21 protein-coding genes are annotated in these 24,063 nt (G+C 51.3%); 2 read left to right on the top strand and 19 right to left on the bottom strand.

Annotated features, from left to right (window positions below; genetic code table 11):
- Window positions 1-344: 344 nt before the first annotated feature.
- The 12 genes from rpsU to BMW41_RS05985 form a co-directional block, all read right to left on the bottom strand.
- On the bottom strand, window positions 345-521 hold the full coding sequence (rpsU, locus tag BMW41_RS06040) for a 30S ribosomal protein S21 (RefSeq protein WP_022342019.1): 177 nt from the start codon (window positions 519-521) through the stop codon (window positions 345-347).
- Window positions 522-737: 216 nt separating this feature from the next.
- Entirely contained in the window at window positions 738-3,362 is a 2,625-nt protein-coding gene (alaS, locus tag BMW41_RS06035) for an alanine--tRNA ligase (protein WP_242870300.1), read from the bottom strand.
- Between the two features lie 298 nt (window positions 3,363-3,660).
- Window positions 3,661-4,278, bottom strand: a complete 618-nt coding sequence (locus tag BMW41_RS06030; protein WP_074649301.1) for a ribonuclease H1 domain-containing protein — start codon at window positions 4,276-4,278, stop codon at window positions 3,661-3,663.
- A 315-nt stretch (window positions 4,279-4,593) separates the two neighbouring features.
- Window positions 4,594-6,204 (bottom strand): MBL fold metallo-hydrolase RNA specificity domain-containing protein, encoded by a 1,611-nt coding sequence (locus tag BMW41_RS06025; RefSeq protein WP_074649307.1) that lies wholly within the window; start codon window positions 6,202-6,204, stop codon window positions 4,594-4,596.
- 293 nt (window positions 6,205-6,497) lie between these two features.
- The gene (locus BMW41_RS06020; protein WP_074649300.1) at window positions 6,498-7,208 is read right to left on the bottom strand and encodes an ABC transporter ATP-binding protein; all 711 of its coding nucleotides are present in this window, start codon (window positions 7,206-7,208) and stop codon (window positions 6,498-6,500) included.
- A gap of 12 nt (window positions 7,209-7,220) precedes the next feature.
- Window positions 7,221-7,979, bottom strand: coding sequence for an ABC transporter ATP-binding protein (locus BMW41_RS06015; protein ID WP_074649299.1), 759 nt, complete (start codon window positions 7,977-7,979; stop codon window positions 7,221-7,223).
- 3 nt (window positions 7,980-7,982) lie between these two features.
- A complete protein-coding gene (locus tag BMW41_RS06010) occupies window positions 7,983-9,044 on the bottom strand; it encodes a branched-chain amino acid ABC transporter permease (protein ID WP_074649306.1) in 1,062 nt (353 codons plus the stop codon).
- A gap of 22 nt (window positions 9,045-9,066) precedes the next feature.
- Complete coding sequence (locus BMW41_RS06005; RefSeq protein WP_074649298.1) at window positions 9,067-9,948, bottom strand: branched-chain amino acid ABC transporter permease; 882 nt, start codon at window positions 9,946-9,948, stop codon at window positions 9,067-9,069.
- Window positions 9,949-10,066: 118 nt separating this feature from the next.
- The gene (locus BMW41_RS06000) at window positions 10,067-11,296 is read right to left on the bottom strand and encodes an ABC transporter substrate-binding protein (protein WP_074649305.1); all 1,230 of its coding nucleotides are present in this window, start codon (window positions 11,294-11,296) and stop codon (window positions 10,067-10,069) included.
- 512 nt (window positions 11,297-11,808) lie between these two features.
- Window positions 11,809-12,480 carry a glycerol-3-phosphate 1-O-acyltransferase PlsY gene (gene plsY / locus BMW41_RS05995; RefSeq protein ID WP_074649297.1) on the bottom strand — a complete coding sequence of 224 codons (672 nt, stop codon included), beginning with the start codon at window positions 12,478-12,480 and terminating at the stop codon, window positions 11,809-11,811.
- The gene (der, locus tag BMW41_RS05990; protein ID WP_074649296.1) at window positions 12,477-13,808 is read right to left on the bottom strand and encodes a ribosome biogenesis GTPase Der; all 1,332 of its coding nucleotides are present in this window, start codon (window positions 13,806-13,808) and stop codon (window positions 12,477-12,479) included. The genes plsY and der overlap by 4 nt, the downstream gene beginning before the upstream one ends.
- 115 nt (window positions 13,809-13,923) lie before the next feature.
- Window positions 13,924-15,318: a DUF512 domain-containing protein gene (locus BMW41_RS05985; protein ID WP_074649295.1), complete on the bottom strand. Its 1,395-nt coding sequence runs from the start codon at window positions 15,316-15,318 to the stop codon at window positions 13,924-13,926.
- A 161-nt stretch (window positions 15,319-15,479) separates the two neighbouring features.
- Between BMW41_RS05985 and BMW41_RS05980 the strand changes: the two genes are divergently transcribed.
- Window positions 15,480-16,691 carry a ribose-phosphate pyrophosphokinase gene (locus tag BMW41_RS05980; protein ID WP_074649294.1) on the top strand — a complete coding sequence of 404 codons (1,212 nt, stop codon included), beginning with the start codon at window positions 15,480-15,482 and terminating at the stop codon, window positions 16,689-16,691.
- 89 nt (window positions 16,692-16,780) lie between these two features.
- On the opposite strand, the gene recG is transcribed toward BMW41_RS05980, so the two are convergent.
- The 3 genes from recG to BMW41_RS05965 form a co-directional block, all read right to left on the bottom strand.
- Window positions 16,781-18,838 carry an ATP-dependent DNA helicase RecG gene (recG, locus tag BMW41_RS05975; RefSeq protein ID WP_074649304.1) on the bottom strand — a complete coding sequence of 686 codons (2,058 nt, stop codon included), beginning with the start codon at window positions 18,836-18,838 and terminating at the stop codon, window positions 16,781-16,783.
- A 167-nt stretch (window positions 18,839-19,005) separates the two neighbouring features.
- Complete coding sequence (locus BMW41_RS05970; protein WP_074649293.1) at window positions 19,006-20,694, bottom strand: DAK2 domain-containing protein; 1,689 nt, start codon at window positions 20,692-20,694, stop codon at window positions 19,006-19,008.
- 14 nt (window positions 20,695-20,708) lie between these two features.
- Window positions 20,709-21,065 (bottom strand): Asp23/Gls24 family envelope stress response protein, encoded by a 357-nt coding sequence (locus BMW41_RS05965; RefSeq protein ID WP_074649292.1) that lies wholly within the window; start codon window positions 21,063-21,065, stop codon window positions 20,709-20,711.
- A gap of 191 nt (window positions 21,066-21,256) precedes the next feature.
- Between BMW41_RS05965 and rpmB the strand changes: the two genes are divergently transcribed.
- Window positions 21,257-21,442, top strand: a complete 186-nt coding sequence (gene rpmB / locus BMW41_RS05960; RefSeq protein ID WP_074649291.1) for a 50S ribosomal protein L28 — start codon at window positions 21,257-21,259, stop codon at window positions 21,440-21,442.
- A gap of 125 nt (window positions 21,443-21,567) precedes the next feature.
- Here the strand turns inward: rpmB and BMW41_RS05955 are convergent, their stop codons facing one another.
- From BMW41_RS05955 to pgsA, 4 genes are all read right to left on the bottom strand, one after another.
- Window positions 21,568-22,005: a GerW family sporulation protein gene (locus BMW41_RS05955; RefSeq protein ID WP_074649290.1), complete on the bottom strand. Its 438-nt coding sequence runs from the start codon at window positions 22,003-22,005 to the stop codon at window positions 21,568-21,570.
- 42 nt (window positions 22,006-22,047) lie between these two features.
- Entirely contained in the window at window positions 22,048-23,004 is a 957-nt protein-coding gene (locus BMW41_RS05950) for a hypothetical protein (RefSeq protein ID WP_074649289.1), read from the bottom strand.
- Window positions 23,001-23,303 (bottom strand): hypothetical protein, encoded by a 303-nt coding sequence (locus BMW41_RS05945; protein WP_074649288.1) that lies wholly within the window; start codon window positions 23,301-23,303, stop codon window positions 23,001-23,003. The genes BMW41_RS05950 and BMW41_RS05945 overlap by 4 nt, the downstream gene beginning before the upstream one ends.
- 191 nt (window positions 23,304-23,494) lie before the next feature.
- Window positions 23,495-24,037 (bottom strand): CDP-diacylglycerol--glycerol-3-phosphate 3-phosphatidyltransferase, encoded by a 543-nt coding sequence (pgsA, locus tag BMW41_RS05940; protein WP_074649287.1) that lies wholly within the window; start codon window positions 24,035-24,037, stop codon window positions 23,495-23,497.
- Window positions 24,038-24,063: the final 26 nt, after the last annotated feature.

The raw sequence follows: 24,063 nt of genomic DNA, 5'->3' as shown, positions 1-24,063 counted from the left end.
CTCATTTATCATGCATGATTCCGTGTAGTTATTGGGCTTCGACTTGTGTTGCAGCCTTACCCTCATGCATGACCTCATATGAGATTTCTGTTCGTCAGACCAGAGATTTGCCCGTGAGTTAGTATGTTCCTCACATCCAGCTTCCTTCAGATTCCATCTCACGACGGACACCCTTGCCTTCGGCTATATCCTTCCCACTACCGGGCGGATTCGGGACTTGAACCCGTTAGAAACGTGCGCCGCTAGGCGCACAACGAAAATAATCCCCGGTTGAACCAACCGGGGATTTTTCTTTGAATGCAACAGCTGTGATCAAATCACAGCAAATGTACGTTCAAATGAAATTATTTGAACTTACGCTTTCTTGCAGCTTCAGATTTCTTCTTACGACGAACGCTCGGCTTCTCGTAATGCTCTCTCTTGCGAATCTCCTGCTGAATACCAGCCTTTGCGCAGTTTCTCTTGAATCTGCGTAATGCGCTGTCAAGACTCTCGTTCTCTTTTACGATAACATTAGACATAGCTTCTACCCAACCTCCCTTCAGTTGTTCCGTATTTGTGCATGTCAATACAACTGATGGGTATTCCTTTTGCACTTCTGCAATTATACCACAAACAGAGATTTCGTCAACATATAATTCGGAAATTATTTTCAATTTTTTTCGGAATCATTCTGCGGAAATTTTTTCTGACGCTTGCCATAAATATTTTCCCCAGATATGTCATAGTTCCGGTAATTACTTGATCTGGCTTTCCAGAACTTCCGCTGCTTTCTTCAGGGCTTCCGGAATACCGGCCGGATTCTTTCCGCCGGCCTGAGCCATATTCGGACGGCCGCCGCCGCCACCGCCGACCAGAGCGGCAATGCCCTTGATCAGGTTGCCGGCGTGAGCGCCCTGCGCGATTGCTCCGTCGGTTGCGGTTGCCATGAGGTTTACCTTGTCGCCGCTCTTACTTGCGATCACGACAACGCCCTCACCGATCTTCTGTCTCAGCTGATCGCCGAGGTTGCGGAGCTCGTTCATCTCGACGTTCTCAACGGCGGTTGCGATGAACTTCACGCCTTTGATCTCGGAGATCTCGTCTTCTGCGGAACCGAGGGAAGCATTGGCGATCTCACTCTTCAGCTTCTGATTCTCGGAATTCAGCTCACGGATCTCGTTCTGGAGAGATTCGATCTTTTCGGTAACATCCGCCGGTGCGGTCTTTAGAAGCTGTGCCGCGCGGTGAAGCTCACTCTCGAGACCTGCGTAGTACTCAAACAGCCCCTTGGATGTCTGCGCTTCGATACGTCTGACGCCTGCTGCGACTCCGGACTCTGAGAGAATGTGGAATGCCTGAATATCTCCGGTATTCTTTACATGGGTACCTCCGCAGAACTCTCTGGAGAACTCGCCCATCTCCACAACGCGGACTTCCGCGCCGTACTTTTCGCCGAACTGTGCCACCGCACCGGTCTTTCTCGCCTCTTCAATCGGGAGAACCTCGGTGACAACCGGAATCTCCTCCGCAATCTTCTGATTGACGATGTCTTCAACCTTCTTCAGTTCCTCAGCGGTTACCGCCTGGAAGTGCGTAAAGTCGAAACGGCATCTCTTTGCTTCCACGAGAGAACCGGCCTGCTCTACGTGAGAGCCGAGAACTTCCATAAGAGCCGCGTGAAGAAGGTGGGTTGCGGAATGGTTTCTTGCCGTCAGGCTTCTCGCCTCGCGGTCAACCTTTAAGGATACCCTGTCGCCGGTCTGGAACATTCCCCTGACAACCTTACCGTGATGAGCGACTTTTCCGCCCTGAAGGTGAACGGTCTTCTCCACGATGAATTCGGCGCCGTCTTTTTCGATTACACCGGTGTCGCCTTCCTGTCCGCCCATGGTTGCATAGAACGGGGTGACATCGGTGATCATAACGCCGCGGTCGCCGTCGGTCAGAACCTCCACGATCTCGTCATCCGGATCGTCTTCATTTCCGCGGTTGATGACAAGCGCGGTTGCCGAAGCATCTGACTCCAGCTGATCGTATCCCACAAACTCGGTGGTGAGGGATGCGTCCAGCTGCTGATAAATGTCGGAGCGGCCCATGTAGTTGGATGTCTTGCGGGCACCTCTTGCAGTGTCCTTCTGAACCTTCATGGCTTTCTGGAAACCATCCTCATCGACGGTCCAGCCCTTGTCTTCCATGATCTCTTTGGTCAGATCGATCGGGAAGCCGTAGGTATCATAGAGACGGAATGCGTCTTCTCCGGAGAGAACGGTCTTTCTTTCCGCTTCCATCTGTTTTTCAATCTCTTCGAGGATCTCCAGACCCTTGTTCAGCGTCTGGTTGAAGCGCTCCTCTTCCTGTTCGATGACACGGGTGATCATCGCTTCTTTTTCTTTCAGTTCCGGATAACCGTCACAGGAAAGGTCGATGGCCTTCTGGGCCAGCTTGCTCATGAACTTCTCCGGCATACCGAGCATGCGGCCGTGACGGGCAGCACGTCTGAGCAGTCTGCGGAATACATAGCCTCTTCCCTCATTGGACGGAAGGATACCGTCGCTGGCCATGAAGGTGCAGCTCTTCACGTGATCGGCGATGATCCGGAAGGAAATATCCTTCACATCATCGGTTTCGTAGGTTGTTCCGCACATCTCTCCGATGAGATCCATCATCGCGCGGTTGGTATCGACATCGAACAGGGAGTAAACATCCTGACAGATGACTGCCAGACGCTCCAGACCCATTCCGGTATCGATGTTCTTGTGCTCAAGTTCGGTGTAATTGCCTTTTCCGTCGTTGTTAAACTGGGAGAAAACAACATTCCATACTTCCATGAAACGATCGCCTTCGCCGCCCATGACATCCTCCGGACCGGTGCCGTACTTCTCGCCGCGGTCATAATAGATCTCGGAACACGGTCCGCACGGACCAGCGCCGTGCTCCCAGAAGTTGTCTTCTTTTCCGAAACGGTAGATGCGCTCCTCCGGAACACCGATCTCGTTCTTCCAGATATCGTACGCCTCGTCGTCCTCCAGATAGACGGACGGGTAAAGACGCTCCGGGTCAAGTTCTACGACCTTGGTCAGGAACTCCCATGCCCATGCGATTGCCTGCGGTTTAAAGTAATCGCCGAAGGAGAAGTTTCCGAGCATCTCAAAGAAGGTTCCGTGGCGGCCGTCATGGCCGATGTTCTCGATATCGCCGGTACGGATACATTTCTGGCAGGTGGTGACCCTGTTTCTCGGCGGGATCTCCTGACCGGTAAAGTACGGTTTCAGCGGTGCCATTCCTGAGTTGATGATCAGAAGGCTGTTGTCATTGTGCGGGACCAGAGAAAAGCTCTTCATCTTCAGATGATCCTTGGATTCGAAGAAATCCAGGAACATTCTGCGGAGCTCGTTTACGCCATGGTATTCCACTTAAGTTTCCTCCTCTTAGTTACAAAAAATATAATCTGCAGCGTCATCTGTATCATGCCGACAAGCCGCAGATGACTGGATTTTTTTCGACAAATGGGAGTAATATCCCCATTTGACCATACATTTGAGAATTTTAGCATATACACGGGTTTTGCGCAAGCAGAACCACGCGCACATCATCTGTTTGCGGGGTACGTCTCTCCAGCCCCGGGTCGGCTATTTTTCCGGCCCGGATTGATACCCGGGGTTATGTCCGGATGGAAACTCAGATTCCCACCGCCTCCTTGGCCAGACGGTCCGCTTCCTCATTGCCCGCCACACCGGAGTGACCTTTGACTTTGATGAAACGGATGGAAATGTGCGCAAGGCTTTTGCGGATAAACTCATAATAGGCTTTTGTGCCCTCTTTGTTTCGTTTCCACTCGCCTCTCGCCCATTTCTCGATCCCCATATAGTCATAATAGATTGCCACTTCCGGAAGTCCCAGCTCTATGGCTTTTTCCACCGCCGCCCGGGAGCCCAGAATTTCGCCGGCGACGTTCCGCATGGATGCCAGATCCGGGTCATTGCCGGACCCCTGAAGGACGTATTTTTTTCCGTGATCGACCAGAAAACCGCCGTAGCCGTAGACCCCGGTGGAAATGTTGAAGGATCCGTCGACAAAAGCGTATACCGCCGGCTTGTCCTCCGACTGTGGGGTTCTGTCCGCGGACAGAACCGGAGACAATCCGGCATTCAGAAAGGCTTCGGCCTCTTCCAGACTCTCAAAACTCTTAAAATCCGCAGCCGGATACTGAAAGACCATCTTTCTGCATTCATCCCAGGTAGAAAAGATTCCCGTCTTTCTTCCGCGGCGGACCGCATAATATTTTTTCTTTGCCATTCTTCTTCTCCGTTTTGATTTGATAACGGGATTATTCTATCGGATTTTTCTTTCTCTGTACAGACAGAGGGCGAACTCTTTATCGGGGATGTTCTCTGTTTTCCGGTTTGACCGGAGTCATCTGCCTCCGCATGGCGATCAGCAGTCAGGCAAGGAAGCAAAACGCAAAAACGGCAAGCGCCTGCCGTGAATATACGAAAGACACTTGCCGTTTGTTCCGGCCTATGATTATAACCGGTCCGGGATTCGTCAAACCGGACCGTTCGTCAACCGACTTCCGTGAAAAATCCGAAGATCACGGATTATGACCGAAAATTACCGGTCCCATTTGTCGCACAGGCGGTTGATCTCCTGCGTAAATTTCTGAAGATCCCGGTTTGCCCCGTCTTTGTTGTGCATAACCGTCTCACGCAGCCGGTCTGCCGCGGCGAGGAGCGCCGCGAAAATGCTGTTCGCCTTCTGCCGTTCCGGAGTGATTCTCTTCTGCTCCACCGGAACGCCCTTGGTCATTGTGATAAACTCACCTTTGGCCAGATCATAGGTGGTTCCGCTGAAGGGAGCGTAAGCCTCAAAGCCGAACTTCTCGGTTACGAGGGCGGCGAAACGGTCCGTAACATCGTCATCGCCGTGAACGATGAAGACCTGAGCCGGATGATTCCGGAAATGGCCCACCCACTCCAGAAGACCGTTCTGATCGGCGTGGCCGGACAGACCTTCAATCTTTTCGATTCTTGCCTCCACATCAATGGACTCGCCAAACAGCCGGACTTCGCTTCTTCCGTCCAAAAGGCTCCGGCCGAGGGTTCCCAACGCCTGATACCCTGCAAAAAGGATCGTACATTCCGGTCTCCAGAGGTTGTGTTTCAGATGATGGCGGATTCGTCCGGCATCGCACATTCCGGAAGCGGAAATAATGACTTTCGGTTCCGGATTATTGTTGATCGCAACGGATTCTTCGGTTGCCACCGCCAGATGAAGCCCCGGGAAAGAACAAGGATTTTTCCCCTTTTTGACCAGTTCCAGCGCTTCCTCGTCATAGCAGTCGGCTTCATTTTCCTTGAAGACACCGGTAGCCTCCACGGCCATTGGGCTGTCCAGATAAACCGGGAAGTTTTCATGTCCGGTCACAAGATTCTGCTCTTTGATGATTCGGATATAATTCAGGACTTCCTGAGTTCTGCCGACGGCAAAAGCCGGGATGACCACATTTCCGCCCCGGTCCAGAGTCTCCTGAATGACCGCCGCAAAATCGGCGACGTGATCTCCTTTTTCGTTTTCGTGAAAACGGTCACCGTAGGTGGATTCCATAACCACATAATCCGCATCTTCGATATACTGGGGATTGCGGATCAGCGGTTTATTCTTGTTGCCGATATCGCCGGAGAAGACGATTTTTTTCTCCGTATCGCCCTCTTTCAGCCAGATCTCAATGGATGCGGAACCGAGAAGATGGCCGACATCGATGAACCGGATGTCGATACCGTCACAGATATTGACTCTCTCCCGATAATCCACCGGAACAAACAGATCCAGAACACCCAGCGCGTCTTCCATCTTGTAGATCGGTTCAACCGCCTTCTGTCCTGCACGCTTGGCCTTGCGGTTTTTCCACTCGGCCTCCTGTTCCTGAATATGCGCACAGTCTTTCAGCATGATCTCACAGAGATCGCAGGTTGCCCTGGTGGCAAAAACCTGCCCCTTAAATCCGCGGGAATACAGATACGGCAGCATACCGACATGGTCTATATGCGCGTGCGTGACAAAAACATAATCAATCTGATTGAACGGAATCGGGATCGGAACATTTTCATAAATGTTGATTCCCTGCTCCATGCCGCAGTCAACAAGAAAATTCTTTCCTCCGCTTTGAACCATGTGAAGACTTCCGGTAACCTCATGATCAGCGCCGATAAAGGTAAGTTTCATAAGCATGCTCTCCTGTCGTGATATATTTCCGTTTCGCCAATGATGACTGGACTGATCCCGGATATTCTATACACAATTATAATGTTTTGCACATTTTTTTGCAATATTTTCAGAAAAGAACCCAAAAGAGTTTTGGAATTCCGGGATAGAAGTCTGCTCTTGCAGCCATGGCTCACATGGTTCAAAAAATCGCCCGGATCCAGGGTGTCTGAATCCGGGCGTTTTTCCTTAGAATATCTCTTTTGCGGAGAGATACATTCGTTAGAAAAATGAGTGTGAAAGGATGGAATTCTTTACTCCGAAAGATACGCTTTCTTGATTCTCTCGTCATTCATCAGCTCATGGGCGTTGCCCCGGAGCGTGATGTTTCCGGTCTCAAGGACATAGGCCTTGTTGGCGATGGACAGCGCTTTTTTTGCGTTTTGCTCAACCAGAAGAACCGTTACTCCGTCCTTGTGGATGCTGTCGATGATGGAGAAAATCTCATTGACGTAAATCGGAGAAAGTCCCATGGACGGCTCATCCAGCAAAATCAGCTTCGGATGACTCATAAGCGCGCGTCCCATCGCCAGCATCTGCTGCTCTCCGCCCGACAGTGTGCCGGCCAGCTGATTCTTTCTCTCTTTCAGCCGCGGAAAACGCTGATAGATCTGCTCCAGCGTCGCATCAATCTCCGACTTGTCGCTTCGGGTGTAAGCCCCCATCTTCAGGTTCTGAAGAACGCTCAGCTGGGCGAATACCCGGCGGCCTTCCGGAACGTGTGCCATTCCCATACTCACCAGCTTGTGGCCGGGCAGATGGGTGACATCTTTTCCGTCAAACACGATACTTCCGGTTTTCGGTTTTAACAGTCCGGACACCGTGTGGAGCGTCGTCGTCTTTCCTGCGCCGTTCGCACCGATCAGCGCGATGACATCGCCCTGATCCACTTCGAAGGAGATTCCCTTCAGCGCCTGAATGACGCCATAGTAGACATTCAGGTCTTTAACTTCAAGCAGTGACATGTCCTCTCCCCCTTATTCTCCAAGATAAGCCACAATGACATCGTGGTTGTTCAGTACTTCCGCAGTCGGGCCTTCCGCAAGCATGTGACCGAAATTGAGAACCGTAAGCTTCTCACAGATTCCGGATACCAGTTTCATATCATGCTCGATGAGAAGGATAGTCATGTCGAAATGATCCCGCACAAAGCGGATCGTCTCCATCAGCTCCGCTGTCTCATTCGGGTTCATGCCGGCTGCCGGCTCGTCCAGAAGAAGAAGCTTCGGTTCGGTGGCAAGCGCTCTCGCGATCTCCAGTTTGCGCTGTTTGCCGTAGGGAAGATTGGACGCTTTGTAGTCGAATTCCCCGTCCAGTCCGAAGACTTTCAGAATTTCCATCGCCTTATCATCCATCGCCTTTTCCTGTCTGCGGTAGGACGGAAGCCTCAGAACCCCGCTGAGTGTGGAATACGGGTAATGGTTGTGAAGTCCGGCTTTGACATTGTCCAGTACCGAGAGTTCGGCAAAAAGCCGGATATTCTGGAAGGTTCTCGCAATACCCGCGCGGTTGATGTCAATGGTGTTTTTTCCGGTGATATCCTGACCGTCGAGAAACACTCTTCCGGCGGTCGGTTTGTACACTCCGGTGAGCAGGTTGAAGATGGTTGTCTTGCCCGCGCCGTTCGGTCCGATCAGGCCGTAGAGCTGCCCTTTCTCGATCGTCATGCTGAAATCGTCCACAGCCTTCAGGCCGCCGAACGAAATCCCGAGGTTTTTTACTTCAAGCATTGCCATGGCTCAGGCCGCCTCCTTCGCGTTTTTTTTGAATTTTGCGGACAGACGCTCACGATAGGAAATCATGGACGGAGCGCTTGTCACGATCATCATGATGATCAGAACCACCGCATAGATCAGCATTCGGTAATCATTGAGTCCGCGGAGCACCTCCGGAAGAAGGGTCAGCACGGTGGCAGAGATAACGGATCCGCGGATATTGGCGATTCCGCCGAGAACCACATAGACCAGAATCATAATGGACATATTATAGCCGAAACTCTTCGGTGTCGCGGCAAGGGAAGCGAGATTGTGCGCGTAGAGCACGCCGGCCGCTCCGGCCAGAGATGCCGAGACGGTAAATGCGAGGAGTTTATACTTCGTGATGTTGATTCCGACGGATTCCGCCGCGATCCGGTTATCACGAATTGCCATAACCGCACGTCCCGTGCGGGAATTGATCAGATTCAGAACAATCACGAGGGTCAGAAGAACCAGAATGATGCCGATGACGAAGGTTGCCGCCTTCGGGGTCCCGGTGATGCCCTGCGCGCCGTTGATGATAATCTTTCCGCCTTTTTCAAGGTTCAGCGATGCACTGTTCTTCAGCGAAAAATGAAATCCTTTGCCGTCGACGCCGACATACATTGCATTGATGATATTTTTGATGATCTCACCGAAGGCAAGGGTCACGATGGCAAGATAATCGCCCTTCAGGCGAAGAACCGGAATACCGATCAGAAAACCGCACAGAGCGGCGGTGAGCGCTCCGATCACAAGGGCGATGATGAATCTTGTCAGAATATCCGGAATCACAGCGGCTGCCGCATTGGTGAAAAATGCGCCTGCAAAGGCTCCGATGCACATAAAGCCGCAGTGTCCGAGACTCAGCTCGCCGAGAATGCCGACGGTCAGGTTCAGGGAAACGGCCATGATTACATAGATGCAGACCGGAACCAGAATGCCTTTCATATGGCTGGTCAGTCCGCCGCCGGATCCGATCATCTGGATGACTGCAAACGCTGCGATTACAATCGCATAAGTAATCAGATCTCTGCGGAAAATTTTGTTCTTGTATGATTTCATTCTGTCCAAAGCTGTCACCACCTTATACTTTCTCACTGATCTTGCGGCCCAGAAGACCGGTCGGCTTCACCAGAAGCACAATGATCAGTACCGAGAATACGATCGCATCGGAAAGCTGTGACGAAATGTATGCTTTCGTCAGATTTTCAATCACACCGAGGAGAATTCCGCCGATCATCGCGCCCGGGATGGAACCGATTCCTCCGAATACGGCTGCGGTGAACGCCTTGATGCCGGGCATGGAACCCGTGTACGGTGTCAGTGCCGGGTATGCCGAGCAGAGAAGAACGCCGGCAATGGCCGCCAGTGCAGAGCCGATGGCAAATGTCATCGAGATCGTCTTGTTGACATCGATTCCCATGAGGGTCGCCGCGCCCTGATCTTCCGATACGGCAAGCATGGCCTGGCCGAGTTTGGTTTTGTTGATAAAGGCGTTAAGCCCGAGCATGATCAGGATTGACACCAAGATGGTGACAATCGTCACGCTGGAAATGGAAAGCTGTCCATCCGCCAGAACCAGCGGCGGAAGTGTAATAATATTGGTGAACTGTCTTGCATTGGATCCGAAGACCAGCAAAGCAAAGTTCTGCAGGAAATAACTGACACCGATGGCCGTGATCAGAACTGCAAGCGGGGAAGCGCCTCGAAGCGGTTTGTATGCGATGCGTTCCGTCACGACACCGAGAACCGTGCACACCGCCATCGCGGCAAGGACACCTGCAACCGGAGATAATCCCATGGTGCTGACGATTGTAAATGTCGTGAATGCGCCGACCATGATGATATCGCCGTGCGCAAAGTTCAGCATCTTAGCGATGCCGTAGACCATCGTATAGCCAAGAGCAATGATTGCGTATACGCTGCCAAGGCTGATTCCGTTGATCAGATAGGAAAGAAAACTCATATCTGACACTCCTCTCTTACAGTATAAACAGCATATCGGGGGTTGTTTCCAACAACAGCCCCCGATCATCAGCGGTAATTTGCTGCTTCCCGGTTTACCGGCAAGTTACAAACACTTCTCAGTTCTCAAGCATTTTATATGCGCCGTTTGTGATCTGAACCGCCTTCGGTGCCTTGTTCGGCTCGCCGTCCGCTGTCCATGTCATATCTTTTCCGGTAAGTCCGTCCAGTTTGATCTCGGTCATTGCCTTCTTGAGAGCATCGCAGATCTCGGAAGCACTCTGATCCGGTGTGGCATTTGCCTGTTCCAGAGCAGTCTTTACAGCCATGAGACCGTCATACTCGTCTGCACCGAACTGAAGCGGATCATCCTTGTATGCATCGCGGTATGCCTTTACATAATCCTGAGAAGACTCCTCGTCGATGGAGAACGGTGTCAGAAGCATGAGGCCTTCCGCGAGAGACTTGTCAAAGTTCTCTACGCTCAGGATACCGTCCATACCGTCACAGCCGAAGAACTGCGGCTTAAAGTTCTTGTCAGCGGCCTGCTTCAGGATTACAGATGCCTCCTGATAGTAGATCGGAAGGAATACCAGTTCCGCACCGGCCTCTTTTGCCTTGTCCAGCTGAACAGAGAAATCGGTGTTGGTATCTGCGGTAAATGCCTCGTCGGACACGATCTCAAGACCCTGATTGGAGGACTCCTGAACAAAGGAATCGTGGATTCCGGTGGAGTACTCGCTGGAAGAATCGTAGATGATGCCGATCTTGGTCGCGATCTTGTTGGAGCCGATGTACTCGGCGGATTTGGTTCCCTGTGCCGGATCAGCGAAGCAAACGCGGAATGCATTGTCGCCGCTGATGCACTGAACTGCGGAACCGGACGGGGTAAACAGGAACATATTGTCTGCCTGCGCCTCTGCTTCAACCGCGATACACGGCTTGGATGTAACGGTTCCGAGAAGCATCTGCATGCCCCAGTCCTTCAGAGTGTTGTAGGCATTGACTGCGGACTGCGGGTCATTCTCGTCATCCTCAAAACGTACCTCAACCGGGTATCCGTTGATTCCGCCCTTTTCATTGATCTCTTTTGCTGCAAGTTCAAGAGAATTCTTGACAGAAGCGCCGTAAGCTGCGGCCGGTCCGGTGATCGGACCGATGGAACCGATCTTCCAGGAAGCGCCGTCTGCTGCCGGCTTTGCTTCCGCCTTGGACTCCTCTGCCTTGGATTCTGCTGCTTTCGTCTCTGCCGCGCCTGCTGTTGTGGCAGAAGCAGCGGAACCGCCGCATGCTGCCATGGAAGCGGTCATGGTTGCTGCAAGTAATGTAGCTGTTATTCTTTTCATGATGCATAACCTCCCTTTAAGCTTTAACTGCAAGTTAACTTTAACTCATGCAGTTATTCTCTCTTGTTATGTTGAAGTTTATACACATTATAGTTGATAGAATTTTAATGTCAATAAAAAAAACGTATTTTTTCGTTTTTTTATTCGAATAAAATCCATTATCACCCTTTTTTACACCTTGATTATAACCTATTTTTATAGAAAATAGTCATATGGCTCATAAAAACTTTTCAAAAAATAACCAGCGCAGATAATATGCATAAACATACGCAATAATGCAGACTTTGCCGACGCAGAACAAAGTCCGCTGGTCACCGTTAGGTGACAGCTTCCTTGGCGAAGCTCTTAGCGAGGTCTTTTCGAGCTTAGTGAATTTGCTTACAGCGGCGTGCGCATCCTCGCGGAGCGTTTTTATTTCATAGGAAATCTCGGAGAAATTTCCTATGAAATAAAAACGCCGTCTGACGGAAATGATCCGTCAGACGGCGTTCTGCGCGGGATGATACCTCGAATATTTATTCTGTTTTCTCTTCCGCTTTCTTGGCGGTTTTGGATCCGATCTTGTTCTCATTTCCCGCCAGAAGCCGACCGATGTTCGCCCGGTGCTGCCAGACAGCAAGGATCATCAGAAAAGCGGCGATGCCGATGATCTCCGGATAGAACGGCCTTTCCGCCTGATATGTTCCGTGAAGGCAGAAATACGCATTCATGGCGCAGAATGTAATCGAGACGAGGATAGATCCGAGGGAGACATATCTCGTAAGGAACACGATGCTGACGAACAGGATGAAACAGACCAGAGTCATGCGCAGGTCCATCACGGACATGATACCGGCCATGCTGGCGATTCCCTTTCCGCCTTTAAATCCGAGATAAAAGGGAAAATCATGTCCCAGGGTGACACCCAGCGCCGCGTACATGGCAAACAGGGAAGCATTTCCCGTCTCACGGAACAGCCAGCTGCAGATCAGCATGGCAAAGACCGCCTTGAAGACATCGCCGAGAAGTACGATAAACGCGGCTTTCTTTCCCAGCACTCGGAGCACATTGGTGGAACCCGCATTACCGCTTCCGTAATTGCGGATATCCAGCCGCTCCATCACCTTACCGTAAATATATCCCGTCTGAAACAGACCGAACACATATCCTATAAGAAGACTTACGATTCTTCCGGTCAGAATACTCATACATCCTTTTCCTTCTTTTCTCTGGTAATGAATTTCAGTGAGGTTCCGGCAAAACCGAAAGCCTCACGGATCTTGTTCTCAATGTATCTGGTGTACGAGAAGTGCATCAGTTCTTTGTCATTGACGAACAGGATAAATGTCGGCGGTTTGACACCGACCTGTGTCATATAATAGATCTTGAGTCTCCGTCCCTTGTCTGACGGCGGCTGCTGCATGGCTACCGCGTCGGCGAGAATCTCATTTAGTACACCGGTCTGAACACGCAGCGACTGGCTCTGGCGAACGAGATCAATCTCATCGAAGAGCTTGTCCACACGAAGCCCGGTCTTGGCGGAGATGAAGACATACTCCGCATAAGCCATGAAGGACAGCGTCTGCTTGATCTTGTTGCGGAATTCGTAGATGGTCTTGTCGTTTTTCTCGATGGCATCCCATTTGTTGACCACGACAATGATTCCCTTACCCTGATCATGGGCAATACCGGCGATCTTCGCGTCCTGCTCCGTCACGCCCTCGGTGGCGTCGATCATGACGATGACCACATCCGCTCTCTCCACGGCGGCCACACTGCGGAAGACGGAATATTTCTCGATCTCTTCCTTAATCTTGCCTTTTCTGCGAAGACCCGCGGTATCAATAAAGACATACTCGGTTCCGTTGTGTTTTACCGGAGTGTCGATGGCGTCGCGGGTGGTGCCGGCGATATCCGACACGATGACGCGGTCCTTTCCGGTGAGACGGTTGATCAGCGACGACTTGCCGACATTTGGTTTTCCGATGATGGCAACACGCGGTCTCTCATCCTCTTCGTCATCCCCGAGATCCGCCGGGAATTTTTCCACAACCACATCCAGCATATCGCCGAGACCGAGACGGCTCGCTGCGGAGATCGCATATGGATCGCCGATGCCGAGGTTGTAGAATTCATAGACGTCGGACTCAAACTTTTTGAAGCTGTCGACCTTGTTGACCGTGAGAACCACCGGTTTCCGGGATTTTCTCAGCATATCGGCAACCTTCATGTCGGCGTCGGTGAGTCCCTGGCGGACATCGCACAGGAAAATGATGACGTCCGCGGTATCGATGGCGATCTGTGCCTGCTCACGCATCTGTGCCAGAATAACGTCCTTGCTGTCCGGTTCGATACCGCCGGTGTCGATCAGCGTAAACTTCTTTCCAAGCCATTCCACGTCCGCGTATATGCGGTCACGCGTCACCCCCGGGGTGTCCTGAACAATCGAGATTCTGGATCCCGCCAGTACATTGAATAAGGTGGATTTTCCGACATTCGGACGGCCCACGACCGCTACCACCGGTTTTCTGCTCATATAAAACTCTCTCTTTCTTTAAAATAAAGGAACGGTAAACTGTAAAAAAGTGATTTTTCCGGACAGCTCCGGCACCACAGCCGCAATGAAGCGCTGCGCCGTGTCTTCCGTCAGTTTACAGCTCTTCATACTCGATAAATTCCCCTTCGTCCGGCTCGTACTCGCCGTGCATCGGGGCCGGTCCGTCGTAAGGCGCCGACATTGCCCGGATCAGTTCGTCACCGCCCTCCGGAATGATATCCACGCGGACCCCCAGTTCCCGCTCCACATCGGATTTTGTGACGTCGTCGAGAAAAACCTCCTCTCCGCTCCGGAACATGGCGGTAGTCAGAAGAAGCCGGGAACCGATCTCTTTTCCTTTCAGCTGCGCGATCAGATCCTTTCCGGTCAGAAGTCCGGCCACTGTGATCATATGACCGAAGAAGTCATTTTCAATCAGATAGACATGAATCTTCTTTTCCGGACAGATCTTCATGAATTTTTCCGAGATTTCCTTAATAAACGGATAGGCCAGCTTGGCGGTCGCAATCGAGATCACTTCCTCTTCCGCTTCGCGGTCCGGATCCCGGGAAAGTTCTTCCAGCGCCTCATCGGTTTCTTCCTTTAAAAGACGCAGCATCCCGACGCCGTTCTCATACTGAATATAACCGTCATACCGTTCCGCCTCGGGAAGAGGACGGCCGGCAATCAGATAAAACTCATCACTGGCATGGATGAAATGAACCCCGTGCTGTGGATAGATTAGTTTCTGCCAACGCTCGATCTGATCGATGGCGGCTGCTGCCGTCTCTTTGGTAAAAGAGGTCAGATGGCAAAGGCCGTCGCGGTATTTCGACAGCCCCACCGGAACCACCGATACGCTTCGCATATGCGGAAGATATTTGGTCAGATCGCCGATGGTGCGGTCCAGCTCCTTGCCGTCGTTCACACCGGGACACAACACAATCTGACCGTTCATGGGAGTCCCTGCCTCATAGAGCGTGTCTATTTTTTTCAGAGCCTCCCCCGCAAAGCGGTTGTGCAGCATTTTCACGCGCAGCTCCGGATTGGTGGTGTGCACCGAAATATTGATCGGGGCAAGCTTGAACTTGATGATCCTCTGCAGATCATGCTCTTTCATATTTGTCAGAGTGACATAGTTTCCCTGAAGGAAGGACAGTCTGGAATCGTCGTCCTTGAAATACAGGGTGTCACGCATACCCGGCGGCATCTGATCGATAAAGCAGAAGATACAATTGTTGCTGCATGAGCGGTAATCGCTCATAAGACCGTTCTCAAAATTCAGTCCGAGATCCTGATAATCATTCTCAATGTCCAGATCCCACTCTTCGCCGTTCTTTTTCAGAACGACCGCCGTGACCGTTTCGTTGTTCAATTTATATTGATAGTCAAAAATGTCCTCGATCGGGGCGTCATTGATGGAGAGCAGAATATCTCCCGCCTCAATGCCAAGCTGGTCCGCTATGGAGCCCGGATCGACAGACGCTATCAAATGTCCATTCTTATCCATATTAAAGAATTGTATCAATTTCATTCCTCTTTGTAAAGTTGAGTATTGACGCGGTGTTGCGGAAAATGATATTATTCGACGGGGACAAAGCGTTAATATCGTTATTTTTTATGCTTTGTTTTTATAAAAATACATATTGTTCTAAATTATTGGAGGCCGTCATGTCAGATAATCACGTATTCACAAACACTCTTCCGGTTGGACCGCTGAAGATTGCTGCCCTGGAGAGCTGTAAGGATCTTGCCGATAAGGTCAATCAGCATATCGTTGAGATGCGCCGCAGTGATGCTGCGGTAGACCAGAAAAAACAGGATCTGAAATATAAGGGTTATGAGGCAGATTCCTACCTCCTCAATATTGAATGTCCGCGTTTCGGAAGCGGTGAGGCAAAAGGTCAGGTCAATGAGTCCGTCCGCGGCGATGATATCTTTATCATGGTTGACGTGACAAACTACAGCCTTACCTACCGCATCAACGGTTTCACCAACCACATGAGTCCGGATGATCATTTCCAGGATCTGAAGAGAATCATCGGAGCTTCCGTATCCACCGCACACCGTGTCAATGTTGTCATGCCGTTCCTCTATGAGGGAAGACAGCACAAGAGAAGCGGCCGCGAGTCTCTGGACTGCGCTATGATGTTGCAGGAACTGGTAGCCATGGGTGTGGACAATATTATCACCTTCGATGCGCATGATCCGCGGGTACAGAATGCGATTCCGCTGACTGGTCTGGATAACTTCATGCCGACCTATCAGTTTATCGAGGCAATCTTCGACCGCGAGAAGAAACTGAAGATCGACAAGGATCACATGATGGTCATCTCCCCGGATGAAGGTGCGATGTCCAGAGCCGTATATTTGGCAAACAACCTCGGCGTCGATGTCGGTATGTTCTATAAGCGCCGTGACTACTCTACCATCGTAAACGGTAAGAACCCCATCGTTGCTCACGAGTTCCTCGGTTCTTCCGTAGAAGGAAAAACCGTTATCATTATTGACGATATGATCTCCTCCGGCGAATCCATGCTGGATACCGCCCGTGAACTCAAGGAGCGCAAGGCAGAGAGAGTCATCGTGGCAACCACCTTCGGCCTCTTCACCGACGGTCTGGACAAGTTCGATGAGTTCCACAAGAAGGGATACTTTGATTTCCTGATCACCACCAACCTGAACTACCGCACTCCGGATCTGCTTCAGCGTGACTGGTATGTGGAGGCGGATATGTCCAAGTTCATCGCTTCCATCATCAATTCCCTGAACCACAACGTATCTCTGGAGAGCGCTCTCGTTTCCACCGACCGCATCCAGACCCTGATCCGCAAGTACATGGAAGACTATGACGGCTATCAGTACTATAAGAGCCTGGTTTAATTCCCGCTCATCTGATTTTTGAAATAAATTATATATTGAATTGCACAAGAGCCCCTGCCACGTCGGCAGGGGCTCTTGTGTGTTTCCGATCAGAGATTGATCTCCCGGAATTTATCTTCCAGATATCCGTCCAGCATTCTCTTTAAGTCGGCGTTCTCCTCTTTTTCCAGCTTTGGATCCCGCTCCAGAAGGTCTCTGGCTTCGGCGGCGGCCGTCTTCAGAACTTCCGCATCGGTATAAATGTCTCCGAGCCTGAATTCCAGTTCGCCGGACTGCCGGACACCGAACAGATCTCCCGGGCCCCGGAGTTTCAGATCCTCCTCCGCAATGTAAAATCCGTCATCCGATTTCTTCAGAATCTCCAGCCGCTTTCCGGCATGTTCATCTCCGGAACCGTTGACCATGATGCAATAAGACTGAGCGTCTCCTCTTCCGACGCGGCCCCGGAGCTGATGGAGCTGCGCAAGGCCGAACCGTTCCGCATCCTCGATCATCATGACGGTAGCGTTGGGAACATTGATCCCGACCTCGATGACCGTGGTGGAGACGAGGACATGGATGTCTCCCGCCGCAAAGGCCTCCATGATGCGGTTTTTCTCATCCGTCTTCATCTGTCCGTGAAGAAAGGCGACTCGAATGCCGGTCCCCTGATACTCCGCCGTCAGTTTCTCCGAATAATCCAGAACATTTTCCAGATCCTGCATTTCCCCCGGCTCTACCATGGGACAGATCACATAGGCCTGATGCCCTTTCTGAACCTCTTTTGCGATGAACCGCCATGCATTGGGCCGATAATCCGTTCCGACCACCGCATTACGGATCGGAAGGCGCTTCGCCGGCAGTTCGTTGATGACAGAGATATCCAGATCTCCGTAAAGGATGATGGCAAGTGTTCTCGGAATCGGCGTGGCACTCATAACCATCATATGCGGCTCTGTGCCTTTTTCCTCCAGGACAGCTCTCTGATTGACGCCGAAGCGGTGCTGTTCGTCGGTGATCACCAGCGCCAGACGGTCATATTTCACATTTTCCGAGATCAGCGCGTGTGTGCCGATGATGAGATCCGCCTCGTGGTTCCTGATTTTTTCCAGTATTTCCCGCTTTTCCTTTGCCTTCATGGAACCGGTGAGAAGAACCGGTTTGAAATGAATGTCGAAGGTCCGGAACAGCTCGGAAACCGACTCGAAATGCTGTTTTGCCAAAACCTCGGTGGGAGCCATGAGGGCGCCTTGATATCCGTTTGCCGCACATTCCAGAAGTGAAAGGACTGCGATAATCGTCTTGCCCGATCCCACGTCACCCTGAACCAGCCGTTTCATCACACGGCCCCCGGTCAGATCCTGAAAAATCTCATTCAGAACCGTTTTCTGGGCGTGGGTCAGCTCATACGGAAGATGATCCAGAACTCTCTGGGCGGTCCCGGTGATTCGGAAACGGTTCCGGCTCATCACATCCTCTTTTTTCTCTTTCAGAAAACGCGCAGACAGCGTAAAGAGAAAAAACTCGTCAAACACCAGACGCTTTCGGGCATACATCAGCTCTTCCCGGTTTTCCGGGAAATGAATCCGGTCGACGGCAAAGTTGTATTCCGCAAGACCGTACCGCGCCCGAAGCGATTCCGGAAGGTATTCCCGGGCGAGATCCCGGGTCTCAAAGACCTGCCGCACCGTTTTGGCGATGGTCTTGTTTCCGAGCCCTTTGGTCTGCGGATAAATCGGCTGAAGCGTTCCCTCTTTGGTCCGATACTGATCTTCCGTGTAAATTTCAGGCTGTTCCAGAGTCAGCCGTCCCCGTTTTTTGGCGATGTGTCCTCGGAACACAAAGGTACTTCCCGCAGGGAGCTGTTTTTTCAGCCATGGCATATTGAACCAGACCACAGAAAGGGAAATGCCGTCTTCCTGCACACTGACGGAGGTCACCGGAAGCCGGCCGTAACGCAGAAGATCCGGATCCTTTTTCAGGGTGACCCGGACTGCGGCCTGCGTATCGGGGATCAGCTCACGGACCGGCACCGGCGCTTTGAATTCATCATACGCTCTTGGGTAGAAATGAATCATGTCCTCGATGGTTTTGACGCCGAGACGAGCAAAAAGCTCTCCGGTCTTTGCGCCGATTCCTTTTAATTCCGTGATTTTGTGTCCTCTCATGCTCTCTCTCCCGTTATTCTCCGTGACGATTGTGATGACCGAAAGCCCGGCCTGCGCGCGGAATGACACAGGCATGTTCGTAAATCTGTAAAAAGCCTGCAGCAGGAAATCCCGCCGCAGGCTGTATCGTCGTAATTCTGTTCTTTTTCCCGGGCAACGTGTCCTTCTTATTCTACCGAAAGAACGTAATAGTATACCGGCTGACCGCCGTTATGAAGCTCGAACTCGCATCCGCTGAACTCCTTCTTGGCCAGTTCGCACAGGCTTTCTGCCTTTTCCTGATCTGCTTCCTCACCGTAATAGATGGTAACCAGCTCGGAGTCCTCATCGATGAGCTCACGGAGTGCCATGAGAGCGGTATCTTCGATCTCTCGGCCCACCGCAACCAGACCGCTGTCGCCGATGGCCATGATATCGCCGTGATTGATCGGCTTGCCGTCGATGGTCGTATCGCGTACCGCATAGGTAATCTCGCAGGTCTTCACACCGGCAATTTCATCCGTCATGATTCCGAGATTCTCCTCGGGACTCATCTCCGGCACGAAATTAATGATCGCCTCAACACCCTGCGGAACGGTCTTGGTCGGAACCACCACAATCCGGCAGGATTCACAGATATCGCGGGCCTGATTGGCTGCAAGAATGATATTGGAGTTGTTCGGGAAGACGTATACCACATCCGCATTCGCGTTCTCACACGCTCTCAGAATATCATCGGTACTCGGATTCATGGTCTGTCCGCCGCTGATGACGTCGGTTGCGCCGATGCCGCGGAAAATCTCCGCCATGCCGTCACCTGCACATACAGCAATCATCGCATACGGAAGTCTCTCCTTCGTAGCGGCTGCTCTTTTTGCCTCTTCCTCTGCTTTCTGCTCTCTGGCCAGTTTCTCCGAATCCTTGATCAGCTTTTCCTGATGCTCGACACGCATGTTATCGATCTTCATATTGGTCAGGAAGCCGTAGCTGAGTGCCTTCTGAATTGCATTGCCCGGCTCGTTGGTGTGAACGTGAACCTTGACAATGTCATCCAGTGTGACAAAGACGATGGAATCACCGATGGATTCCAGATAAGCACGGAATTTATCCTGCTCCTTTTCGTCCATCTCCTCTTTGGTGTTGATGATGAACTCGGTGCAGTATCCGAACTTGATATCCGTGTTTTCGACGGCATTGTAATCCGCTCCGGCATTGTCGGTAACCGGCTTTACGCCCTCCGGCATCAGATCGCCGAGATCCTCGCCTTTGAGACCGGCCAGGACACCCTTTAAAACGGTCATGAGACCCATGCCGCCGGAATCCACCACGCCGGCCTCCTTCAGTACCGGAAGAAGATCCGGTGTCTTCTGAAGTGTCTCATCGCCGTAGGCAATAACCTTCTCGGCAAATTCAATCACATCGTCCGTATCGAAAACCAGCTCCGCTGCCTTATCGGCCATTCCTCTGGCTACCGTGAGAATGGTTCCCTCTTTCGGTTTGATAACTGCCTTATACGCTGTCTCCGTCGCGCGGCCGAAGGCATTGGCCAATGTTGTGACGTTGATCGTCTCGACCGTCTGGATCTCCTTGGAAAAACCGCGGAACAGCTGGGACAGAATGACACCCGAGTTTCCTCTCGCTCCGCGAAGGGAACCGGAGGACATTGCCTTTGCCAGTTTCTCCATCGTCGGATCTTCGATTGCGGCAACTTCTCTTGCCGCCGAAAGGATCGTCATCGTCATATTCGTTCCCGTGTCACCGTCCGGTACCGGGAAAACATTGAGCTCGTTGATGAACTCTTTATTCATTTCCAGATTTTTTGCGCCGGAAAGAAACGCTTTTTTCAGCGCCTGCGCATCGACTGAATTCATAACCACAAGTCTGGTCCTCCTTAATCTATCACTCTCACGCCTTCGACATAGATGTTAATCTTGTCGACAGTCATGCCGGTGAATTCCTCGACCTTGTACTTGACACTTTCGATCAGGTTATCCGCAACCGTAGCGATGCTGACGCCGTATGCTACAATCACATGGAAGTTGATGCTAATGGAATTATCATTAATGATGACATTAATGCCGTGTGTCAGGCTGTCTCCTCGAAGCAGTTTTACAAGACCGTCTTTCATATTAACAGCGGCCATACCAACAATACCGAAACACTCGACTGCTGTCGTGCCTGCGTACATGGCAATTACTTCCGGGTCGATGGTGATCGAGCCTAATTTGTTGTCTATGCGTCCTTTCATTATGACAGCCTCCGTTCTTTCATAATATGATTCACCATAATTCGTGATGATGTGAGTATAACCTATTTTGAGTAAAAAGAAAACAATTTTTTAGATTGCACTTGCAATAGCGAAAAGATTCTGCTATTATATCATCGTTATGGACTTTGGAAATGAAGTCCTACGATCTTCAGTAAGGGAGGTGCGATAAGATGGCAAAATGTGCAATCTGTGAAAAGGCTGCTCACTTCGGTAACAATGTGAGCCATTCACATAGAAGATCCAACAGAATGTGGAAGGCAAACGTTAAGTCCGTTAAGGTTATTACCGATAATGGTCCGCGCAAGATGTACGTATGTACTTCCTGCCTGAGATCCGGGGCTGTAGAGCGCGCTTAATCAAGCTCACATACATTCATGTGATTTAAAAGAACCGCCTTCGGGCGGTTCTTTTGCTTTATCACGACATAATATAACGCGCAGAAGAACATTCGCTCTTCCGCGCGTTTGTCATTTCACGGCGCTTATTCCGCGCTGCTCTCCTCTTTTTTCTCTTCTGCGCCGGGCTCGTCTTTCAGCTCTTCGGCGATGGTTTCGGCCTGATGAACCGCATCCTCGGTCACCTGATTCTTTTTTGTAAACCGGTTGATCAGATCCGGCACCATATCCATCGCTTTGGAAACGGCATCCTGGTGCTTGATGCTGACAAGCTTGGTCGCTCCGTTCTGGATTACCAGAACCGCGGAAGGAGACATTTTCGCATTCAGACCGCCTGCCCCGTCATTCTTGGAATCCTTGTTGAACGCCCCGGCAGCCATTCCGCAGCTGACGTCGATCAGCGGTACGATCACTGTCTCCTCATCGATATGAACGGCTTCTCCCACCACGGTTTTCGATGTGACAAACCGGTCCATGCCGTCAAAAAGTGCTTTTACCGTATCATTAAAATGGTTCTCTGCCATCGTAAGCCTCCTGTAGATATATGGTCAGTATAACATAAAAAATCAATGATGCATGAGCCGTTTCAGCCATTTCCGGAAATTCCGGTCAAGGAACATGCGGAGAACAATCCACAGAACCGTGCCGATCCGCACACGCCCGGTTACCATAAGTTCGCCCTCAAGGCAGTTCCGGTCAAAATACGGGGTGACGGACACACATCCCCTGTAAAACGGATATAGAAATGCGCAGACTTCCAGAACGCGGGCGGTAGTTTCCGGATCCTCAAAGCCGAAGGATACATATCCGTCTGCCTTTCGGGGAAGAATATGACCGGCCAGCCGCCGGATCTGACGAAGAAGCAGCCGGACCGTCCTGCGGTTCCTCTCATCTTCAATGACGTTCCGAATATACCGGTATTTCTTTTCCACCCGGCGCCATTTCCTCCGGACATTCCGGAATGCGGAGGAAATCCTGCTTATCACCCGGGAGATAATTCTTTCCAGCCACTTCACAAACGAGAGTTTCTTTCGACGGCGCTGTTTTTTTTCCGTGTGACTTTTTGACAGGGACTCCGGCAGATCCACGTGGACAAGATCGTCCGGAGCGGCATTTTCTTCCGGTAACGAATCCTTTTCTGCGGAAATCATCCCGCCATCGGAATCCGGCACGGAGTCGGTGAGGGAAAACGCTTCCTCAAGATTCTCTTCGCCTGTTCCGCCGGCTGTGTCCTGTGCGGTTCCGTCAGCTTCTGCCGTCTCCTCCGGACCGGAATCGGCAAACACATGGCCGGCAATTTTCAGAGAGTAACAGACCTCGTCCCGATACCCGATGGTGAGATGGATCAGATGCAGCAGCCACGTAAGATCGGCGGTTCCCTCGGGATTTTCGTGATATCTGCCCCGGGCCCGGTATCGGACCGGAACAAGCAGAATAATGAGAAGAATCGCAAGGACCGTTCCGAGCAGGATCAGAAGAAGGATTCCGATGATTTTCAGAACCGTCAGCAGTACGCCCATCATAGATAGGCCTCCAGATTAAAATCTCCTCGTTCCCGGAACATGCCTGCCACGATCGTTCCGGCCAGTTCGCAGGCCTCGTCATAGCCCTTCGCAGCTCCGATAATCAGCGCATCGCGGTAAATCCCGTGCTGCTCCGACAGCGCAGCAGCCGGGAGAATATCCATAATATTCTCCGGATTGGAACTGGGCACAAGAACATACAGCCCATCCACCCATTTCTGATGCCGGATGCGCTGCAGTACCGTAAATCTGTGTTTTGCGGCCTTCGGGCCGAGAAACAGCTTGTCATACATTCTCATGTCGTCTGGTATTCCTTATGCATTTTCCATACCGCTTCATTCCCGATGCAGATGTTCCGCTCTATGCCTACGGCCGGGAGCATCCGAACTTTTTTCAGAGAATGAGAATCATTCCATGTGTATTGTATCAAAATATCCGGGTTCCGTCCATATCCGCCGTCCGCGGACTGGAACCGGAAACCCGGATACTTTTAGATATCTCCCTTCAGGAGAATTTGATAATTTTTGGCAATGTAGTCCACCAGCGAAATGATGGTGAGAATCAGTGCAATCCAGGTGCAGGCTGCGGTGGCCGGCGCAAGAACGGGAATGTCCAGAATCATCAGGATCACGGCGATCATCTGAAAGGTTGTCTTGAATTTTCCCCAGTAGCTTGCGGCAATCACGACGCCGTTGTCAGAAGCAACCAGCCGGAAGCCGCTGATGATGAATTCTCTGGAGATGATCACCACAACCATCCATGCCGGAATGGCATCGAGATCAATCAGACAGATCAGCGCGGAGCAGACCAGAAGCTTATCCGCCAGCGGATCCATAAATTTCCCGAAGTCCGTGACCATATTGTGCTTTCTCGCCATCCGGCCGTCGATGAAATCCGTCAGACTGGCCACAATAAAGATCACCAGTGATATCATGCGGAATGTATGATTTTGACCATGTTCGAGAAGCAGAAAAACCACGAACAGCGGAACCAGAAGTACGCGCAGTGTTGTCAGTTTATTCGGCATATTCATCGTAAAACCCCTCCTCAGATTTGCGA

Source organism: [Clostridium] aminophilum, from assembly GCF_900101295.1.
GTDB classification, from domain to species: Bacteria; Bacillota; Clostridia; order Lachnospirales; family Lachnospiraceae; genus Clostridium_R; species Clostridium_R aminophilum_A.
This window is presented reverse-complemented; position numbering and strand designations above follow the sequence as displayed.